A 21792-nucleotide genomic window follows, 5' to 3' on the forward strand; every position below is an offset into this window, starting at 1 on the left:
TTTAACATGATAAATGGAGCCACTGTGTTCAATTAGTTGTTAGGGTCAGTATTAGTAGTTGGATTTATCCTGTCGTTTCGGGCCAGCTCAACGACTCAGGTAACATCTCATCGGTTCGGCCCACCGGATGGGGAGGTAGCAACAGAAATTACAGCTGTAGACAGTTCTGCTTATGAGTTCCAATACAAAAAAGTGGATTCTGTAGCGCTCGATTTGACCGTTTTTCCCTCCGCCCGCAGCCAATCGAAAGCCCCGGCGATTGTCTTCTTCTTTGGCGGGGGATGGAAAGAGGGGAAAATGGATCAATTTAAACCTCACGCCGAGTACTTTGCCCAACGGGGAATGACCGGCATTCTGGTGGATTATCGTGTTGCCTCCCGGCATGGCACTACGCCTTTTGATGCCGTGGATGACGCCCGTGAGGCTGTTGCATTTATTGGCCGGAATGCCGACTATTTTATACAGACGGTTCTTGAAGCGGTTCGGTTTTTAATTGAACAACAGTTACTAAAAGGAACTCCTGAAATTAAGGAATGGATACAACACAGAAATTAAATATGTCGATCATATATATAACTGATATGAAGAAATCAATCCGTTTTGTTAGCTTTTTTGGTCTTTTTTTTCTCAGTTTGATAGGCTGCAGGGAACCTCAACAACAGCCAGCTAAAGGGTCCGGGGCCCCGCCCAATATCATCTTTATTCTGACCGATGATCTCGGCTATGGAGATATCGGAGCATTCTATCAAAATGAGCGAGTCGACGAAGGCGAGCCTTTCCATAAGACGCCCAACCTGGACCGGATGGTCGCTGAGGGAATACGCCTGGACCGCCATTATGTAGGGGCCCCTGTTTGCGCGCCCTCTCGAGCTTCGCTGTTGCAGGGCGTCCACCAGGGTCACGCCCAGATTCGCGATAACCAGTTTGATAAAGCCCTGTCTGATAATCATAACCTTGCTACAGTGCTGAAAGAGGCCGGCTATGCGACCGGTCTTGTAGGTAAATACGGACTGCAGGGCCGCGAGGGCGATAGCCCGCAGACGTGGGAAGCCTACCCGACCAAACGCGGATTCGATCATTTTTTCGGCTACGTGCGTCACCGGGATGGCCATAATCACTACCCGGCCCATGAAGTGCGCCAGCGGCCGCCTGTAGAGTTGTATTCCGGAACTGAGGAAATCTCTGATCAGCTAAAAGGCGCTTATACCACCGACTTGTTTACAGCCGCCGCCAAAAAGTGGATTACCGAACAGAAAGATACGGGCCACCCTTTTTTCCTGTACCTGCCCTATGATACGCCCCATGCCGGATTGGAGATAGCGCCCGCTCCCTATCCCAAAGGCGGTGGATTAAAAGGTGGAGTGCAGTGGAAAGGCGAAAAGGGCCATATCATCAACACCGCGGATAGCACAATTGAGGACTATATCCATCACGATTATGCCGGCAGGGACTGGCCGGAGCCGCAGAAGCGGTTTGCCAGCATGGTCAGACGGATAGATAATGGCGTAGGAGATATTCTTCAGCTACTCAACGATCTGGATATTGACGACAATACCCTGGTTGTGTTTACTTCCGATAACGGACCACACCGCGAATCCTACGGCTACGGGGCTTACGATCCTACCTTTTTTGATAGTTTTGGTCCGTTAGACGGGATAAAACGGGATACGTGGGAGGGGGGCATTCGCGTCCCCACTATCGTGCGCTGGCCGGGACAGATTCCCGCGGGGTCAACCAGTGATGCGCCCGGCGGCTTCCACGACTGGCTGCCGACGTTTGCTGACCTGGCCGGGCTGCCGGCACCGGCCCGCACTGATGGGGTATCGCTGCTTCCCCTACTCTCCGGAGAAGGTACGCCCAACGAAAGTGAGGTATATATCGAATACAGTCAGGGTGGGGCAACCCCTGATTATTCCGAATTTGAGGCCTCCCGTCAGGGCCAGCGTCGCGGGCAGATGCAGGTAATTTATTTGGATGGCTACAAAGGAATACGATATAACGTAGAATCCGCAGATGATGATTTTCGTATATATGATACCCGGAAAGATCCGGGCGAAACGAAGGATTTAGCCGGTAGTAGCGGTAAATTCGAAAAACTGCAAGGGCTCATGAAAGACCGGGTACTGCGGCTGCGTCGCCCCGATTCAACAGCGGCTCGGCCCTATGATGAGGTCCCGGTACCTGCAGTAGAGGCACCTCAGAATCTGAAGCTTGGCCTCCGCTACCGCGTTTTTGAGACTCCGACCCCGTGGACCCCGGATGTAAGCACGCTCGGGCTGGATTCCGAAAGCGCGTCCGGGGTGGCCAAAGGTTTTGATCTGAGCGTTCGAACCCGGGATGAGGATATTGTAATAGCTTACAGCGGTCTACTCGATGTACCCCAAACCGGAACCTATACGTTTTCTTTGCAGACCGACGGTGGTGCGGTCCTGCATCTCCACGCGGCTACGGTGATCGATGCAGACCGGGGCTATACGGGTGGCACCGAAGTTTCAGGGGACATTCATCTGGAGGAAGGGTATCACCCAATACAACTCACATATGCTCGTGGTGAGAAAGGCACGCACGCTCTTCAGGTACGGTGGAGGGGTCCGGGCTTTACCCGGCAACCCATTGGACCTGAGCAGTTGAACCACAAGGTTTATTCAGAATAATTTTGTGTCTTCTTTAAATATAAGCTGTGTTCAAGTAACAAGTGCAACAGCGCGGTAAGTTAATAAGTCTCTAACCGCTAAACGCATTATAATAAATATACCGTATATTAGAGTGAAATGGAGAATCAGTTTCTTGCACTAATAGCGAAAGCTTACAAGAACTCTTTGCAAAACCGTTCTTTTGGCCAATGTCGGCGTTATCGGGTGGTTGAAATTCTTACATATGGGCTATATACTGCGATTCCAACCTCCCTCTGGCCTTGACCTTGAACAAAACTCCTGGTTTTTCAAAGGCCTCTACAATGAATACCATACCTGCTTATTCTATGGAAAAAAGAAGATTAACGATTTGTTGTATTTATATTGTATTGACCATATTGGGATGTAATGGGAGTCCCAGGGAACATCCTGATCCCTGTTACTGAAGCGGGGAAACTTCCTTTCATATCTAAATAATAAAGCCCGGCGATCCGGATATTGATGAACCCACTGTATTAGGGTTTAAGAAAACCGAGTAAATTTTGAAAAGAATTGTGCCCATGAAATATCTATCCATATCCATCTTTACCTGTCTATTCATAGCATTATCACTAAATGCTCCCGCCCAGCAACCGGAAAAACCCAATGTGCTGTTTATCATTTCCGATGACCTGACGGCCACCGCGGTCTCCTCCTATAAGAATAAGCTGGATATCACCCCCAATATCGACCGGCTGGCCTCCGAGGGAGTACGCTTTACGCGGGCCTACTCGCAGTACCCGGTCTGTGGCCCGTCCCGCGCTTCGCTGATGTTCGGCTATTACCCGAGCGCGACCACCACCTACGGCTACGTCAGCGGCCGCCGGAACGTGGGTCCCGACCGGAGATCCTGGTCTCAGCTGTTCAAAGACAACGGCTATTATACCGCGCGCGTCAGCAAGATTTATCATATGGGCGTGCCGGGCGATATCGAGGAGGGATCAAACGGAACCGACGATCCGGCCTCCTGGACCGAGCGCTATAACAGTCCCGGTCCGGAGTGGAAAGCCGAGGGCGAAGCGGAGCTGGTGCAGAATAACCCGTATGGGGAGAAACCCCGGCAGGGAGGCAACGTAATGACCATCGTCAAGGCGGATAAAGGCGATGCCGCCCATTCGGATGGCAAAACCGCTGAAAAGGCCTCTGATTTAATCCGCAAGCATAAGGACGAACCGTTTTTCCTCGGGGTGGGATTTGTTCGCCCGCACGTACCCTTTGTGGCGCCCGGGGAATACTTTGAGCCCTATCCCTACCGGGAGATGGTGCTGCCGCCCAAAGTGGCCGGCGACTGGGATGATATTCCGGCCCGCGGAATCAACTATGTGACCAGCGTGAATGCACGCATGTCGGAGGAGCAGGAAAAAAAGGCGGTGGCGGGCTATTACGCTTCGGTGTCCTATATGGACGCGCAGGTGGGAAAAGTGCTGCAGACGCTCGAAGAGGAGGGACTGGAAGATGAAACCATTGTCATCTTTACCTCCGATCACGGCTTTCACCTGGGCGAGCACCGGTTCTGGATGAAGGTGGGCCTGCATGAGGAATCGGTGCGGGTGCCGCTGATCATCAAAGCCCCGGGGAAAGAGCCGGCGGTCAGCCATTCGCTGGTGGAGCTGCTGGACCTGTATCCCACGGTCGCGGAAATGGCGGGACTGGAGTACTCGGAGCACCTGCAGGGCAAGAGCCTGGTACAAACGCTGGAGGATCCGAACCACGAGGTCCGGGAGGCCGCCTTTTCGATGCACCGGTGGGGGGGAGGATTGGCGTACCTGCTTCGCTCCGAGAAGTGGGCCTATATCCAGTATGATGAAGACGCGGGATCGGGTATGGAGCTGTACGATATGGAGCGGGACCCGCAGCAGTATAACAACCTGGCCGGAAACCCGCAGTACGAGGATATTGTGGCTTCATTCCGGGAGCGGCTGCGGCAGAAGCTAAAAGAGGTGCGGGAAAATGACCTGGATATTGACTATCATATTAATTAATGGTGATGGATAAATAGGATAACAGCATGTTTAGCAGTTTTAAAAAAAGCAAATAGTTTCTTTTGTCTGGTTATAAGAATGGGCGGGTTTAAAAAAACTTCCCTGTTGAAAACAGATGATTTCGGTCCCGGGTTGATACAATCCGTTCCTCTTCTCTGATCATCGCCAGGAGAGAACTATAGTAATCGTTCTCTTAACCAGTGCCTCTCGCGCCTTTATTTTTGCAGGAAAAAAGCGAGAAGAATATAAAACAATTGTTGTATTCCTTCGGTTTCTTGCAATATCTGATAAATGACTGTTGTGGGATGATTGCAAAATAAACAAGGGAAAAAAGAAAAGAATTACGAAAGAATCATCCGGTCAATACGAAATGATATGAAAGAATTTGATTCTTATTGATATATTAATTAAATCATGATAAAGGTTTTTTTAATGAAATGAATGGATATATATTATTATGCTAAGTAGAAGAGCACTCTTAAAACGGCTGTCAACCCTATCCCTGTTTGGCCTGTTCGGAAGCGGCGCCGTCTCGATGCAGTCCTGTGACCGGGCCCCCGGCACTACAGGAGAGCGCGATATCGCCGATGAGCTGGGCATTCGAACGTTTATCAATGCGGCAGGGACCTATACCTCCATGACCGGCTGCCTGATGCCGGAGGAGGTTATGCAGGCTATCAACGCTTCTTCCAACGATTTTATGATGCTGGATGAGGCACAGGACAAGGTCGGCGAGCGCATTGCTGAAATGTGTCACGCCGAATCCGCCATGGTGTCGGCGGGATGCTGGTCTGCCATGGTGCTGGGGACGGCAGGCATTATTGCCGGGACGGACCCGGAGAAAGCCGCCCGGCTTCCTCACCTGGAAGGGACGGACCTGAAGTCTGAGGTCATTGTACAGAAGAGCCATAACACCGGCTATGTGCATGCGGTTACGAATACCGGCGTGACGATTGTCCCCGTAGAATCGAAGGAGGAACTGGAAAACGCTATCAGTGAAGATACCGCGATGATGTGGTTTTTAAACAAAGCCGCCCCGGATGGGATGATTCAACATGAAGAGTGGGTGGAGGTCGGCCGGAAACACGATGTTCCGACCATGATCGATATCGCTGCGGATGTGCCGCCGGTTGAAAATCTGTGGAGGTTTAATGACATGGGATTTGACCTGGTGTGTATATCCGGGGGCAAGGCGCTGCGCGGCCCCCAGAGTGCGGGTATACTGATGGGCAGGAAGGACCTGGTTGCCGCAGCCCGCTTTAACAGTCCCCCGCGCGGGGGCAACATCGGCCGCGGCATGAAGGTAAATAAAGAAGAGATCCTGGGCATGTATGCCGCCGTCAAACGATATGTTGAGATGGATCATGACGAGCAGTGGAAAAGGTGGGAAGACCGCATTGCACTGATTGAAGATAAGGCCCGGCAGGTTGATGGGGTAACGACCGAGGTTACCGTTCCGCCCATCGCAAATCACACGCCTTCGCTGGCGATAACGTGGGACAAAAATACCATAGGTCTCTCACAAGAGGAGCTCAGGGAAAATCTAAGAGAGGGCGATCCTTCGATCGAAATGAGAGGCAGCGGGGAGCATACGATAAACCTCACGGTCTTTATGCTGCAGCCCGGGGAGGCAGAAATCGTAGGGGAGAGAATTCGGGAAGAACTCTCAATGGCCTAACCTGAATTTCTTCCCGGGTGCGAAGCCCGGCTGTTTTAAACGCCAAGTAAAGTATCAATCAAATCAAGCAATGTAATAAAAATGATGAATTCCCAGGTAACTATGTTGAAATTTAAATATAACCGTGCCCGTTTGCTGTTTTTTTTAAAAAAGGGTTTGCGTTACCCTGCTTTCTTTTTCCTGACTTTTTTGCTGTTGTCCCTGCCGGCTTTAAGTGTAGCCCAGTCCTACGATCTGCTGCTGAAAGGCGGACATGTGATCGACCCCAGGAACAACATCGACGAGCCGATGGACGTGGGCATCAGCGACGGGAAGATCGTGGAAGTGTCCGCTTCCCTGTCCCCGGCAGAAGCCGAAACCGTGGTTGACGCGTCCGGGCTGTACGTCACCCCGGGGCTGATCGACCTCCACGGGCACCATTACCACGGCACCGAGCCGGATGCGTACCTGAGCAACAGCTTTACGGCCCTTCCCCCCGACGGCTTTACCTTCCGGGCCGGGGTCACGACCACCGTGGATGTGGGGGGCGCGGGCTGGCGGAACTTCGGCCATTTCAAAGAGCAGGTCATCGACCGCTCCCGGACCCGCGTGCTGGCGTTCCTGAATATTATCGGCAGCGGCATGAAAGGAGTAATACCTGAAGAACAGAATAATAATGACATGGACCCGAAGATGACGGCCCTGGTGGCCCGGCAGCACCCGGAGGTGGTGGGGGTTAAAATTGCCCACTACCATGGTCATGAGTGGGGGCCCTACGAGCGGGCAGTGGAGGCCGGCGAGCGTGCCGGCGTGCCGGTGATGGTGGACTTCGGAGGAGCCTCACCGCCGCTTCCGCTGGAGAAGCTGCTGCTGGAGGTATTGCGTCCCGGCGATATTTATACCCACATGTACGGCGGCGGGGGCACTGTGCACGGGGGACGCCAGGCGGTGATTGACGAGGACAAGGAGCTCCGGGAGGGCATGCTGGAAGCCCGGGACCGGGGCATAGTGTTTGACGTGGGCCATGGCGGGGGCAGCTTTTTCTACCCCGTAGCCATTCCGGCCTTCGAGCAGGGACTGCATCCCACGACCATCAGCACGGACCTGCATACGGGGAGCATGAACGACGGGATGAAGAACATGCTGAATGTGGTCTCGAAGATGATGGATATGGGCATGTCGCTGGGAGAAGTAATTGAGGCCTCCACGTGGACCCCGGCGCAGGTCATCGGCCGCGAGGATCTGGGTCACCTGAGCGAGGGGGCGGTGGCCGACGTGGCCGTCTTCGGTATGCGGGAGGGGGACTTTGGCTTTGTCGACTCGCGAGGCAACCTGAAGCCGGGGGCCGACAGAAAACTGGAGACGGAACTGACGATACGGGAGGGGGAAGTCGTCTACGACCTCAACGGGCTGGCGGCTTCGCCCTGGGATGAGTAGTGAAGCACGCTACGCAAATGGCAAAGGTTAATCTTTCCCGTTCCAGTCGTTGTAAGGCTGGTTTTTCGGGAGCTCTTTTTAACCGAGACAGCTGTTCCTTCGGAAGAGTATGAAGTATGGAATCCGGTGTAGCTGACTCAACGGCACTTGTATTTTAGCGGACCCGGATCTGATAAAATTTGAGCGTTTTTGTTTACAGGCTAAGGTTAAATAAAAAGGCAACTATGAAACGAAAAGATTTTCTGCAGACGGGGTTAACAACCGGAGCATTGTTGGGTTCTCCCGTTTACCTGTCGTCACTGGGGGATAACAAAATAAAGCCGGAAGATGAGGATCCCGATCTCTTCGGGAATGAGCTTGTCGTCGAAAAGATGCAAAAGGGCCAGCCCCATAAAGGCAAGGTGTTAGCGGTGATACAGCCTCATTCCGATGACATATCACTATTCGCGGGGGGGACGGTAGCCAAACTGATAAAAGAAGGATATACCGGCTATCTTATCCGCACCTCCAACGACGAAAAGGCGGGGAGGGGTAGTACCAGAGGAGAGGTTATTGTGAATAATGAAAAATCCAATGAAGCTGTTGCAGAAGTGCTGGGACTGGAAAAAACGTATGATTTCTATAACCGGAACCATCAGATGGATGAAGTCAATATCCAGGATCTGAAAGGTCGTTTGATATTTCTTTTTCGAATGCTGAAAGTCGATACGGTGGTTTCTTACGATCCATGGGCCCATTATGAAGAAAATCCGGATCACTATATAACAGCACGGGCCGTCGAAGCAGCACGCTGGATGGCCGGGAGCAGCCGGAATTATCCCGAACATTTTGATGCGGGGGTTGAGCCCAACAGCGTCAGTGAGATGTACTACTTTGCGCGCTATCAAAATAAAAGCAGACAATATATTAACCGGATTGTAGATATCAGTGAGGTAATTGATACCAAAGTAAGGGCCAATATGGTCAATACGACGCAGGGGCCCGGGGGCCACGCCGGTTCACGGCTGCGCAGGAGACTATCTGAAGAGGGGAAGAAATTACCGATTCTGGGTGAAGACGACGAGACGGCCAATTTTAACTATATCAAGCATATCATGCTGGATATGGATTCCATGCGATTACGCTGGGGGACGCCATCAGATAAGAAGGTTGGAGAAAAATATGGTCTTGAATGGGCTGAACGGATTCATTATGTGGGACCAGCCAGTCAGCCGACCAAGTTGGATCAGTATATCGAGGAGAACGCTGTTTCTGTTTGAGTAGAGGAATACCGGGCACGGAGGGGAGAAGCTCAAACTATGAAGGCCGATAACAACATACTGAACAACCATGAGTATGGAAAGAAGGCAGCAATACTATTCAACATCGGAAAAAAATGGAATAAGAGGTTCAAATTTTTATCGGGAATGGTATGAGATTGTTACCATTTAAGGTCAGGGTTATAAAATACGTCTGCGTTGGCAGGGCTCTCGGAACTCCTGTGGCTATATTATTAGTGGCAGTCGTACTGCTGCTGGGCTGTACCCGGGAAGCATCCTATCCGAACCGGCCCATCTCGCTGATATGTCCGTGGTCCGCGGGCGGAGGAACTGACCGGGTGGCCCGGCAGATCGCTTCCCAGCTGGAACGGGAGATGGAGGTGCCCGTGAATGTGATCAATGCCACCGGCGGGGGCGGAGTGACGGGGCATACCCGGGGGGCCCTGGAGCGCCCTGACGGATACAGCATGACCATGATAACGGCGGAAATTAATATGCTGCACTGGCGGGGGCTGACAAATATCACCTACCGGGATTACCGGCCGCTGATGAAGGTCAACCAGGATAATGCCGCTATATTTGTCCGTGAGGAGGCACCCTGGGAAAACCTGGATGATTTGGAGCAGGCTATCCGGGAATCACCGGGTTCCCTGCAGGCTTCCGGTACGGCTTTCGGAGGCGTATGGCACGTGAGCCTGGCGGGCTGGCTGTTGGAAGCGGACCTCCCGGCCGATGCGGTTACCTGGATCTCCATAAACGGATCGGCCCCTTCCCTGCAGGAGCTGATGGCGGGCGGCGTGGATATGGTCGTGTGCAGCTTCCCGGAGGCCAGGTCGCTGTACGATGCGGGCGAAATCCGGAGCCTGGGAGTGATGGCTGAGGAGCGACTGGCCGACCAGCCGGATATCCCGACCTTCCGGGAGCAGGGATACGACTGGACCAGCCAAACCTGGCGGGGTCTGGCCGTACCGAACGAGGTCCCGGATGAGCGCTACCAGACGTTGCTGGAATCGGTAGAGTCTGTAATCACCAGCGAGGAATACCATCGTTTTCTGAAGAACTCCGGCTTTGGCAGCAGTGGCCAGTCCCCGGAGGCTTTCCTTCAGTTCCTGGAAACGGAGAATCAAACCTATGGCGAGATCTTTAACAGCCAAGCGTTTGCAGAGGTGGTTTCGCAGCGGTATGGCCCGATGTTCTTCCCCTCTATCATTTTAGCTTTGATGGGGCTTATTATTCTGACCTTACTGGTTACCGGCAGCCTGGGCCGCAGGGCGGAGGCCGACGATCTTAAAGGGATCGACTATACTCATATCCTGCTGTTGGTTGGGGCTGTTATTTTTTACCTGCTGTTTGCCGAGTACCTTGGATTTATCCTCACAGCGGCGTTCATCCTGTTGCTGCTCATGTGGCAATTCCACGTTCGATGGTCAACTGCTCTGGTGGTCGTACTTGTCATCGTACCCCTGACTTATCAACTGTTCGCAATCTACCTGCGGGTCCCCCTGCCCTGGGGCCTGCTGGGATGGTAATATTCATGGTCACATTATGATAGAAGCACTTTTGGAAGCCCTGCAACTGATTGTTTTCTCCCCGTCCATCTGGATGGTGATTATCCTGTCTGCCATATACGGGATCTTTTTAGGGGCCATCCCCGGCTTGACGGCTACGATGGCGGTGGCCTTGTTTGTCCCTATTACCTACTGGATGGATCCTGTCCCGGCGCTGGCGGGTATTGCAACCATGACGGCCTGTGCTATTTTTGCCGGCGATATTCCCACGACGCTCCTGCGTATCCCGGGCACTCCGGCTTCGGCCGCCTATGTGGATGATGCCTACGCGTTCACCCGGAAGGGCCAGTCGGAGAAGCCGCTGGGGATGGCGCTGACGGGCAGTGTGATGGGGGGACTGTTCGGGGCGGTTATCCTTATTCTGCTGGGGGGACAGCTGGCCAGGGTGGCATCGATGTTCAGCGTGGCGGAATATTTCTGGTTGTACCTGCTGGGGCTGAGTTCGGCGGTCGTGGTGGCGCGCGGACCTGTTCTGAAGTCGCTGCTGGGCCTGCTTATCGGGCTGTTCCTTGCCTTGGTGGGACTGAGCGCCGTGCATACCGAAGCGCGGTTCACCTTTGGGCTGCCCCAGCTGTACCAGGGTATCAGTTTTATACCGGCCATGATCGGCTTGTTCGGGCTTTCCGAGGTACTGCGGAACGTCATGAATATTCGAAAAGATAGATCCATCCCGGATCCGGCCGCAGATACGAGGGAGGAAACGGGAGCAGGCGGCTGGTTGAAGCGGAATATATGGAGGCCTTTTGTGTCCGTCTTCCGGTCTCCTGTGAAGCTGATCAGCGGGCGGAAAGGTGATTTTTTGCGTTCCGGCTTAATCGGTTCTGTGACGGGCATGCTGCCCGGTGCGGGAGCGGATATGGGATCCTGGATTTCCCTGGCGGCCTCCAAACGATCCAGCAAGCATCCGGAGGAGTATGGCAAAGGATCGCTGGAAGGGATTGCCGACGCTACGACAGCCAACAGTTCGGCCCTGGCCGGCACATGGATCCCGGCGCTGGTTTTCGGGATACCGGGGGATTCAATAACCGCGATTGTGATCGGGGTGTTGCTCATGAAAAACCTAAACCCGGGTCCGGAGATCTTTGCAAGCCAGCCGGTGCTGGTATACAGCATCTACCTGTCCTTCATCATCGCTAATCTGGCCCTGCTGGTCGTGGGCTATGTCGCCATCAAAACAGGCCGCTTTGTCATTAAGATCCCGCAAAAAATATTGCTCCCTGTAATTCTGTTGTTTTGTATTATCGGTTCTTTTGCGATCCAGGGGAGTTACTTTGATGTCGGTATCATGCTTGGGATGGGACTGCTTGGTTTTGTCCTGGAACGCCGGAAAATCCCGCTGGGCCCGGTCGTGCTGGGTATTATTTTAGGGGGACCGCTGGAAGAGCGGTTCATACAGACCGTTACCGGATCGGAGGGAATCCTCTGGCCGTTCTTCAACCGTCCGATTGCCGCCCTGCTGGGTGTCGGCTTTCTGCTGCTTTGGGGATGGACGATATGGCGAAATAGGAAAGACAAGTCCGAAGCTACGGATGAAGATGTTTCAATGCAGTCATAGTGCCAAAAGATCCCTGCTTATAGTGTCAGCGCTAAAGATGCAGCAAGCCTTCTAAGCATGAAGACAAGGATGAATTTCGGGTCCGGCAGCTACTTGACGGTAGCGGGCAAAGATCTGAGGCAGGGGTAATTCATGATCTGCCGCATGCGGCCGGAAGGGTAGGGAGGGAGTTCTACAGGGGGGGTATATGATGTCGACTGGAAGTATTTCGGGAAAAAATGATGACCAAAAATGGTTGTCAGGGATGCTATTAATAAACGATGTTCAAATAAATCAGCTGCGAGGCTTTAAAAGGGAAACATAATGACAGTGTTTAAACAGACAGCAAAAATAAAATGAATTATTACTTTTGATTGGTAAAATAAAAACTTTATTTAATATTTTCTAAGGGCTGAAAAATTGCTTGAAAGAAATGACAAGGATAAGCGGTGCGGTAGATAGCTTGTTGATGGGATAACAATGATCGGCTCATCGTGATCTGTCCTGAAAGGGATGTTTCAAGCTTTGACTGCTACATAATTGACGGATATTAAGTTATGAACCAGGAATGAAAAGAAGATCAGCGGGGTCTATGCTTACACGGGAACAGTTCGACCGGTTGTTTAACAAATATGTGGATGATGTTGTCTCCTTTCTGTATACCTATACCTCCGACAGTGCGCGGGTAAAAGACTGGACCCAGGAAGTTTTTATTAAAATGTGGAGGAAAAGAGAAAGAATTGATTTTGATCACCCTGCCTTTAAAAGTTACCTTCTGAAAACTGCACGAAATCACGCGCTTAAAAAACTAAAAAGAGCCAAAAGATACGACCGGTGGCTCGAAGAAAACCTGGAAAAACTTACCCAAGTGGAACCCCAAAGCGAGTCTGCGGCCAGATCCACCGAGGTACGGGAGGCGTACAGTGTGGCACTTTCTAAAATTTCCAATCGGGCGCGCCGGGCCTACCTGTTAAGCCGGGAGGAAGGATTGACCTATACCGAGATTGCCGAGGTAATGGATATCTCGCTTAAGACGGTGGAAACCCATATTAGCAAAGCACTGAATGTTCTGAGAGAAGAACTGGGAGATTTTTCCCGAAATAATTAAGAGGATATAGCGTGGGGGTGTAAACTGAATTCTGTCCGGGTTGTTAATGCAGAGCTTCGGGCGAAATCCTGCAAAAGGCTATCCAGCGTACAACTTCTAATATTCGGCTTCCCGCGACTACCTTTCTAATTCCATCCTGCCCTCCTATTAATCCCCGGCCATGACAAGTTATACTTCACACTTCCTGCTTAAAGCCTGAATCTCTGCTTGCTCTGAATACCATATTTTGCAACGATTACTGACCTGCCTGTCACAATATACGCGCAACGCTCGCACATTTTCCGGAGGTCATTACTCTATATTTTTCGTTTTATGCCTTCACGACGTGTGAAGCAGGAAAAATATATATTTTTTCCCTCAGGGTACCGGGCTTTGAAAAGGATTATATAAGTAGCCGTATTTTCCACAAGGATTTCTGGCGTATAGTTGTAACCACATGACAAGGATAAAGTTATATTTATTTATGAGGCCAACAAACTATAACAGCGTGTAACATACTGCGAACGTTGCCCCCTCAGCGTCGGTGAAGAAAAAAATAGCGTGGGGGCGCAGGGGGCTGCGCTGTTATTTTTTCTTCGCCTTGCGGACATACAAATTTCTTGGTGAGAAATCCGGGGTAGAATTTTAGGAAAAAACTGATATGGACGATTTTCCGAAACGACAACTATTGATTAACTATCTGTTGGGCCTTTGTACGCCCGAAGAAGTGAAAGAGGTAGAGTACTGGCTGGATAAAGAGCCGGGCAATATTTCTTTATTGCAGGAAGTATCCAGAGAAATCGGCCACCAGGGTTCATTGTCCTTTACAGAGAAAGATGAAATCAGAGATCGTCTTTTTTCTGAAATAGAAAAGGAAGAGGGTACTCATTCTGGCCGTGAAAGGCGGGATTCAGATATAAAATCATCCTATTTTCAGCGCTCTCACCGTATCAGGGGAGGACTTTGGATGAAAGTGGCTGCCATGGCATTGATTATCGTGATGGCCGGAGGGATCGGTTTGTATTACAGTTATAATGACTTCCCTTCATCTCAAACCCAGTCAGAAATCAAGTTCGAACAGCGTACGTTGTCAAATGGACAAACAGCGACCCTGCGTTTTGGAGACGGATCAGTGATAAGGCTAAATGCCGGAAGCACGCTGCGGTATCCGGAAAAATTTGGTAGTGACAAGCGAGAAGTTTATTTGGAAGGTGAGGGCTTTTTCTCGGTTAATCGGGATGAATCCCGCCCTTTTATTGTTCATGCCGGGCCTACCACTACGCGGGTATTGGGGACCTCATTTAATATCAGAGCGTACGATGATGATGTGCAGGTTGCTGTCGCAGAGGGTAAGGTGGCTGTTTCCAGGGAGGATGAGGATGAAGAAATCGATTCCGAAGGAGAAAGCAGGGAAACGGAAACTATCTATCTGACCAAAAATCAATGGGTTACGTACCGGTCAGCCGGACAGCTTATCGAAAAGGGGGAAGGAAATATTGACGAACTGATCGCCTGGAAAGACAAGAGACTGGTATTCACAGATAAATCCCTGGATCACATAGCAGAACGGTTAGAGCGGTGGTATAATATCGATATCGTATTGTCGGATTCTTCTTTTGAAGAACGTCGCATGTCGGCCTCCTTTGAGGATGAACCTTTGACAGAAGTGCTGGCTGTCATCGCACTCTCCCTCGATTTGGACTATAAAAGAGAAGGTCGTAGAGTAACATTTCATAACAATGAATAACGATAACATTTACACATATGTCGGTTAATATTAACAGAGGAAGCTTAATTATGATAAACAGGGACAGATATATCGATCTATATGAACGGATAGCTAAACTCGTCTCCATGGTTGTTCTGTTTGGAGTATTGGCATTGCCGCTGATGGGACAGGATAGCCAGCAGGCAAACGAACAGGTGGCGTCAGTCGGAACACTGGAACAGCTTCTTAATACAGAAGTCAGGCAGGATATTGACGAATCTTCCGTATTAAATAAGAGCATCACACTACGGGTCGAGCAAACTACCTTGCTTGACGCTTTAAAATCCATTGCCTCCAAAGGCCATTTAAAACTTTCGTATGACACTCAATTGCCTGTTCTGGGAAATCACTTAAGCCTTGACCTTGAGGAGATAAGCATACAGGATGCCCTCTGGAAAGTATTGGAGAATACCGGCTTGCGGTTTGCTGTTTCGCCCAGCGGACAACTGATATTGATGAATAAGAATGAAAAACTTACTATCCAACGCGTTCAGGAAACGATTACAGGGACCGTGACCGATGCCCGGACAGGGGAAACACTCCCGGGCGTGAATATTCTGTTGAAGGGGACCTCAACCGGGGCATCGACTGACGGTGAGGGTTATTATGAGGTAACCGTGCCTTCCCTGCAGGATACCCTCGTGTTTACCTATATTGGCTATCAGCGGCAGGAGGTGGCCATTAGCGGACGAACGGAAATTGATATTACCCTGCAGCCACAGGCTATTTCTGGTGAAGAGCTGGTAGTCGTGGGATATGGCACGCAGGAGCGCCAGGATGTAACAGGTTCTGTAAGTACGATCAGCAGTGAAGGACTGGAATCCCGTCCCGCCACCAATATGACTTCCCTGCTGCAGGGTAAAAGCCCCGGTGTGACAATTACACAGTCTTCGGGACAACCGGGACAGGAAGATCACAGTATTTTGATCCGTGGGGTAGGGACGATGAACAACTCTTCGCCGATGGTCCTGATCGACGGTGTTGAGGCTTCAATGGACGATGTCAATCCCAATGACGTGGAGAGCGTGAGTGTACTGAAGGATGCGGCTTCTGCTGCTATCTATGGCTCTCGCGCTGCAAACGGGGTCGTGTTGATAACAACCAAACGGGGCAACAGGGAGAGCATGAATGTTTCGTATAAAACACATATCGGCTGGCAGCAGGCCACCCGTCTTCCGGAATATGTTTCGTCCGCTGAATATGGACGGTTGTTAAATGAGGCAAACATAAATGAAGGACTTGATCCCCGGTACACACAGGAAGAAATAACAAAATTTGAAACCGGATCGGACCCTTATAATTACCCGAATACGCAGTGGCTTGATCTGTTGCTGCAGGGTTCGGGCTTTACACAAAATCATGATCTCAGTTTTGCCGGAGGCAGTGATGTGAACCGGTATAGAGTATCGCTGGGTTACAATGAGCAATATGGCCTAATGGAAAAGGCAAATAGTGATCGCTACAATTTGCGGATCAACTTCGACAGTGACGTGACCGATTGGTTCGATCTGGGCGTCAATGCTTCCCTGACACGCAGGGAAACGACCAATCCCGCTAATCCGTTCAACAGCGGAGGGTCCGTTTACCAGTTTTTCCGGCAGGCGAACCGCATTCCGCCCATCGTTGCCAATAAATACGAGGATGGGGCGTGGGACCGCCATGACGATGGCAATCCCATTGCCTGGATTGAAGAAGGAGGGAAGTATCAGGAAAAGAATTCACGGGTCGTGGGGAGCCTGACCGGCGAAGCTCACTTAATGGAGGGCTTGTCGCTGCAGGGGACGGCCAGCGCGAATTATGAGCTCAGCGACGGCAAGGATCATGACCGGACGATTGCATATGGTGATGGGTCCGTACAGGGACCAAATTCGGTGGAGGACCAGGTGTATCGGAGCTCTGTTACGGTACTGGAAGCCATGCTGGAGTACGACCGGAGGCACGGAGATCACGGAATAAATGGCCTGCTGGGAGTCTACAGAAAAAGAGAGCTCGGCAACTCCCTAAGCGCCTATCGCCAGGAGTTTCCCTCTAATGACATATCGGAGCTGACGGCGGGTTCGCAAGAGGGCTGGTCGAATGACGGTTCGGCAGTTGAATCCAAGCTGGGTTCCTATTTCGGAAGGATAAATTATGATTTTAGAAGCCGGTATCTTGTCCAGGCCAATTTGAGATATGACGGATCCTCCAAATTTGCCCGGGAGCAGCGCTGGGGATGGTTTCCTTCCTTTTCCGCCGGATGGCGAATCGCCGAGGAGTCTTTCATGGACGATATCAGCTGGATTAATGAACTGAAGTTAAGAGGATCCTGGGGTAAGCTGGGGAATAACAGAATCGGCAACTATCAATATATACCGCTTATATCGCTTGGGCAGAACTATAATTTCGGGGGATCAGCATCGAGCGGAGCCGCACAAACCAGTCCGACCAACCCGGATATCACATGGGAGACGACCACAGAGATGGATATCGGTTTTGATGCGGGTCTGTTTGAAAACCAGCTCTCCCTGACCTTCGATTACTATAATCGGTATACCGACGATATTCTTACCTCTGTTCCTGTTTCCGACATATACGGGTTGCCCGCACCTACGGTGAATGCCGGGGCTATGAGGAACAGGGGAATAGAGTTTGAGGTTGCTCACAACAATAATATCCGTGATTTCCAGTATGATGTGTCCCTTTACGGAGCCTATAATATCAACAAGGTGGAGCGGTACGAGAATCCTGATATCGGGACCAGCATTCGAAAAGAGGGCATTGCATGGAATTCGTACTATGGTTATGAGGCGATCGGCGTTTTCCAAAATGAAGCAGATGTCGATGCAAGTCCCCACATACCGGGGAATACTCCTGCCGTGGGCGATCAGAAATACCAAGACCAAAATGGTGACGGGGTTATCAACGGCGATGACCGGATTGTGCTTGGGAATACGATCCCGGAAATTACCTTTGGTTTTAACCTGGGGCTCAATTACAAGGGATTTGACCTTTCCACCTTTTTCCAGGGCGCGGACAGAGTCTACCGGACCATTCATCCGGAAGCCATGTGGCCTTTCCAGAACGGGGCGAAAGTTCAGCAAATGCATATGGATCGCACGATCGTTGAGAATAACGAAGTGGTCCGGGAAGGCCGCTATCCGAGAGTGGTAACGACGGCCTTGACGGGGCATACCACCAGCTATTATCAGTTTAGCTCCTTTAGTGTGCTTGATGCGGCTTATATACGACTGAAAAATATTCAGCTTGGCTATACCGTGCCGGTCACATGGTCGGGCGATTATTTATCCAATGTGAGGGTGTTTTTCAGCGGTGAGAATTTGCTGACCATAACCGGATTTCCGGGGAACTATGACCCCGAAACGCCCAATGGGGTTGGTTATCCTCAAGTTAAAACGTATACGCTTGGATTAAATATTACATTTTAAAATAATTTAAAGAGATATACTATGAAAAAGCTAATATACTTTTTGACCATAACAACGTTTGGGCTGGGAGTTACCTCGTGTGGCGATGGTTTTTTGGATGTGACGCCCAAAAATTCGTTGTCTGACAATACTTTTTGGCAAACGGAGCAAGATGCCGAGCTGGCCCTTGCAGGCCTGTACGAAAACTGGGAAACCTGGTCAAATATCATCTACTTTGACGGGATGAGCGATAACGCCTATTATCCGGGCTGGAGCCATAAAATAGACGGATCCGCCTCTCCCACAAATCTTGCTGAATCCTACTGGGGAGACCCGTACAGCGGCGACTGGTTTGAATACGGTCGAATCCGGAAGTACAATAATTTCCTTGAAAAGATCGAAAATGTTTCCATGGACGAGGCCACGAAAGAGCGTTATAAGGCCGAGGCTCGATTTTTAAGGGCCTATAATTATTTTTACAAGGTGATGATGTTCGGCGATATGCCGCTGGTTACCGAAACACTCGGGCCGGATGCGGTCATGGCGAGAACGCCCGCTGAGGAAGTCAAAAGTTTTATCCTTCAGGAGCTGGATGAGATCAGTGACAAGCTTCCCGTTCAAAACATGGTTCAGTCAGAGGGACATATTACCAGCGGTGCCGCGCGCGCCCTGAAAGCAAGGCTGGAGCTCTATATGGGGAATTATGCCACCGCGATGGAGGATGCCCAAGCGGTTATCGAGATGGGTGTGTATGAGCTGTACCCGGATTACCGGCAGCTGTTTTTAAGCGAATCGGATAACGAAGAGGCGATATTGAGCATCAAGTTTACCCAGGATATCTATCCGAGCAGGCATCCCCAGTTCATGCTTCCGGGCATGGGGGGAGGCTATGCGAATGTATCGGGTACCTATGATATGGTCGAGGCCTACGAAACCATGAACGGACTCCCCATTTCTGAAGATCCAACCTACGACCCGGACAATCCTTTCGAAAACAGGGATCCCCGTCTGGAGAAGTCATTGCTTTACCCGGGACAAGAGTGGGATGGAAGGTATTATAATCCGTTGGACCAGCAGATTCCCAACGAGGAAGGTGATATGGTAAGCAACCCGGATTACTATGAGAACTCCGTGGGATCTCCGGCGGGATTGATTATCAAGAAATACGTGGAGCCGATGCCCGAGGCGGTCATGCAGAACAGCGGACAGGACCTCATGGTCATTCGGCTGCCTGAAATGTACCTGACCTATGCCGAGGCCGCGTTTGAAACCGGGCAGAATATGGCACAGGGACTTGAATATCTCAACAGGGTACGAAAACGGGCCGGACTGCCGGAAGCGACCGCACTGACGGAAGCGCTGGTGCGGCGGGAGCGACGGGTGGAATTCGCCTTTGAAAACCTGCGGTATTTTGATATTGTCCGATGGGATCTCGGCGAGGAGTCCATCGACGGGACGGTATACGGGGTCCGGAAGGGTTCTGTGAACAATGAGACCGGTGAGGTCACCTGGGAATCGGAACATATCATTCTGGAAGAAAGAAATTTCGTGGCGGAAAGAAACTATCTGCTGCCGATCCCCCAGCGTGAGATGGACAACAATCCTGAAATGACCCAAAACCCGGGATATTGATTTGTAATACTAATATATTACCTGACTTCTTAGATGCGAGCGTTGTGATCATTATTTTTGTCCTGCATTAATCAATGATACACACATATCAGAAGGCGATTATACGTCATAATTTAAATATAATGGTGTACAAACATGGCTTTACCCCGCTGGAACAAAAAAATTAATTGGATTTCTATTGGATTGTGCTGCCTGGCTTTCTGTGTTCTGAGTCCCTCGGGGACCTACGCGCAACAGAATACCTGCTGTGACGACCGGCCGCTACTGGAAGTTAATCCCCCGCCTGTCCCAGCTGATGGTGCCCCCGTAGCGATCGTTGGCTGCCGGCTGATCGACGGCCTGGGCGGTGAACCGGTTGAGGATGCGGTAGTGGTCGTGGAACGCAACAGAATCGTTGATGCGGGTCCGCGCGCGGAGGTTGAGATACCCGATCATGCAGATCGTCTGGACGCAGCCGGAAAAACCCTGATGCCCGGCCTGATTGACGCCCATTTTCATTCGCTTATGGACAACGACCGGATTAACAGGTACCTCCACAAGGGAATAACCACCATGCGGGATCCGGGACATCCCCTGCGGTTTTACCAGTCTCTCCATTTCGCGGAAAAGCCGGTCCCGAGAATGTTCTTAACCGGTGGACATCTGGAAGGGTTTCCCCCGGTCTGGGAGAGCCAGGCGGTGGTTGTCAGAAACCATGCGCACGCCCGGCAGGCGGTGTATGATCATGTGGAGAACGGGGCGACGGGGATTAAACTCTATTTTAAGCTGCCCCTTGACTACTACGAAGTAATCATGGATGCCGCCTCAAAACGAAACGTTCCCGTGATGGCACACCTCGAACTCGTGGATGCCGATGATGCCATCCGGGCGGGACTCGAGGGCGTGGAGCACGTTACTTCCTTCGGCACGGCCCTGGCCGGACCGAAGGAATCCAGAACGTTCAAGAAACGGGTGAATGCCGAATATGGTGCCCGGAGAGAGGAGCGCTTCAGGCTTTGGTCGACCATCGACGTGGAATCGGATCGGGTGCAGGAGGTGATTGAGCTGGCTGTTGAAAACGATGTTATTATGACGCCCACGCTGAGTGTTTTTGAACGGTATCAGGGAGATGAGGGAGTGAAGGATTTTCACGTCAAAGGATACCGGAACATGGTTCGGTTCGTGGAGAAAGCCTACCGGTCCGGCATGCGCATTGCCCTCGGGTCACACGCGAGCGTACCCCATGCAGATTCCGGGTGGGATTACCAGCATGAAATGGAACTTCTGGTTAATGAAGTAGGAATGGATCCGATGGACGTCATAACCAGCAGCACTATGGGGAATGCCCGGTATTTTCGCACCGAACAGCGACTGGGCAGCATAGAAGCCGGTAAGCTGGCCGACCTGCTGCTGATTGAGGGACGCCCGGATGAAGACATTGCCGCGATGAAAAACATAGGGCGGGTCATGCTCAATGGAACGTGGATTGAAGCCGGCGACTGAAATATTATGTTACCGTTGAACCCTGAAGGCACCTCAATCTCAACAAGTTGAATTCAGGGTGAAGGGATGGTTTTCAGGACGTTGGATCGGGGCTATTTCTGTTATATCAGTCAGCGCTGCATGAAGTCGTCTGTGCAGAACGTTTGAGGTTAATCTTGTGGAGAGAGATTCTATTAGGGCATCCTTTCGCTGCCGGACATAATTCGAGCCGAAACCGAAGCCTCGGCTTTTCGTTTAGAATTATTAACGGATTTCCCAGAAAAACATTACTTTTTTAAAAAATACGGGATCAAAAAGTTATCAGGTTAGT

The 21792-nt window shown here is 51.1% G+C and carries 13 protein-coding genes; all 13 read left to right on the forward strand.

Features of this window, described 5'->3' with window-relative positions:
• The first annotated feature begins 36 nt into the window (after positions 1 to 36).
• The 13 genes from BUB16_RS02900 to BUB16_RS02960 all read left to right on the forward strand — a co-directional run bounded on the left by BUB16_RS02900 (position 37) and on the right by BUB16_RS02960 (position 21482).
• Positions 37 to 555, forward strand: coding sequence for an alpha/beta hydrolase (locus BUB16_RS02900; RefSeq protein WP_139240167.1), 519 nt, complete (start codon positions 37 to 39; stop codon positions 553 to 555).
• Between the two features lie 26 nt (positions 556 to 581).
• Positions 582 to 2654: a sulfatase-like hydrolase/transferase gene (locus BUB16_RS02905; RefSeq protein ID WP_084087997.1), complete on the forward strand. Its 2073-nt coding sequence runs from the start codon at positions 582 to 584 to the stop codon at positions 2652 to 2654.
• A 539-nt stretch (positions 2655 to 3193) separates the two neighbouring features.
• Entirely contained in the window at positions 3194 to 4654 is a 1461-nt protein-coding gene (locus BUB16_RS02910) for a sulfatase (RefSeq protein WP_073059324.1), read from the forward strand.
• 457 nt (positions 4655 to 5111) lie between these two features.
• Positions 5112 to 6332, forward strand: coding sequence for a selenocysteine synthase (locus BUB16_RS02915; protein WP_073059325.1), 1221 nt, complete (start codon positions 5112 to 5114; stop codon positions 6330 to 6332).
• A 156-nt stretch (positions 6333 to 6488) separates the two neighbouring features.
• A complete protein-coding gene (locus BUB16_RS02920) occupies positions 6489 to 7748 on the forward strand; it encodes an amidohydrolase/deacetylase family metallohydrolase (protein ID WP_211483071.1) in 1260 nt (419 codons plus the stop codon).
• Between the two features lie 224 nt (positions 7749 to 7972).
• On the forward strand, positions 7973 to 9007 hold the full coding sequence (locus BUB16_RS02925; protein WP_073059326.1) for a PIG-L deacetylase family protein: 1035 nt from the start codon (positions 7973 to 7975) through the stop codon (positions 9005 to 9007).
• A 221-nt stretch (positions 9008 to 9228) separates the two neighbouring features.
• Positions 9229 to 10536 (forward strand): tripartite tricarboxylate transporter substrate-binding protein, encoded by a 1308-nt coding sequence (locus tag BUB16_RS02930; protein WP_170864267.1) that lies wholly within the window; start codon positions 9229 to 9231, stop codon positions 10534 to 10536.
• A 16-nt stretch (positions 10537 to 10552) separates the two neighbouring features.
• Positions 10553 to 12130 carry a tripartite tricarboxylate transporter permease gene (locus BUB16_RS02935; protein ID WP_084087990.1) on the forward strand — a complete coding sequence of 526 codons (1578 nt, stop codon included), beginning with the start codon at positions 10553 to 10555 and terminating at the stop codon, positions 12128 to 12130.
• A gap of 547 nt (positions 12131 to 12677) precedes the next feature.
• Positions 12678 to 13217, forward strand: a complete 540-nt coding sequence (locus BUB16_RS02940) for an RNA polymerase sigma factor (protein WP_084087991.1) — start codon at positions 12678 to 12680, stop codon at positions 13215 to 13217.
• 640 nt (positions 13218 to 13857) lie between these two features.
• On the forward strand, positions 13858 to 14943 hold the full coding sequence (locus tag BUB16_RS02945; RefSeq protein ID WP_073059329.1) for a FecR family protein: 1086 nt from the start codon (positions 13858 to 13860) through the stop codon (positions 14941 to 14943).
• Between the two features lie 50 nt (positions 14944 to 14993).
• A complete protein-coding gene (locus BUB16_RS02950) occupies positions 14994 to 18389 on the forward strand; it encodes a SusC/RagA family TonB-linked outer membrane protein (RefSeq protein WP_170864268.1) in 3396 nt (1131 codons plus the stop codon).
• Positions 18390 to 18410: 21 nt separating this feature from the next.
• Positions 18411 to 20000, forward strand: a complete 1590-nt coding sequence (locus tag BUB16_RS02955) for a RagB/SusD family nutrient uptake outer membrane protein (protein WP_073059330.1) — start codon at positions 18411 to 18413, stop codon at positions 19998 to 20000.
• Between the two features lie 135 nt (positions 20001 to 20135).
• The gene (locus BUB16_RS02960) at positions 20136 to 21482 is read left to right on the forward strand and encodes an amidohydrolase family protein (RefSeq protein WP_073059331.1); all 1347 of its coding nucleotides are present in this window, start codon (positions 20136 to 20138) and stop codon (positions 21480 to 21482) included.
• Positions 21483 to 21792: the final 310 nt, after the last annotated feature.

Source organism: Fodinibius roseus (assembly GCF_900129315.1).
Lineage (GTDB): Bacteria > Bacteroidota > Rhodothermia > Balneolales > Balneolaceae > Fodinibius > Fodinibius roseus.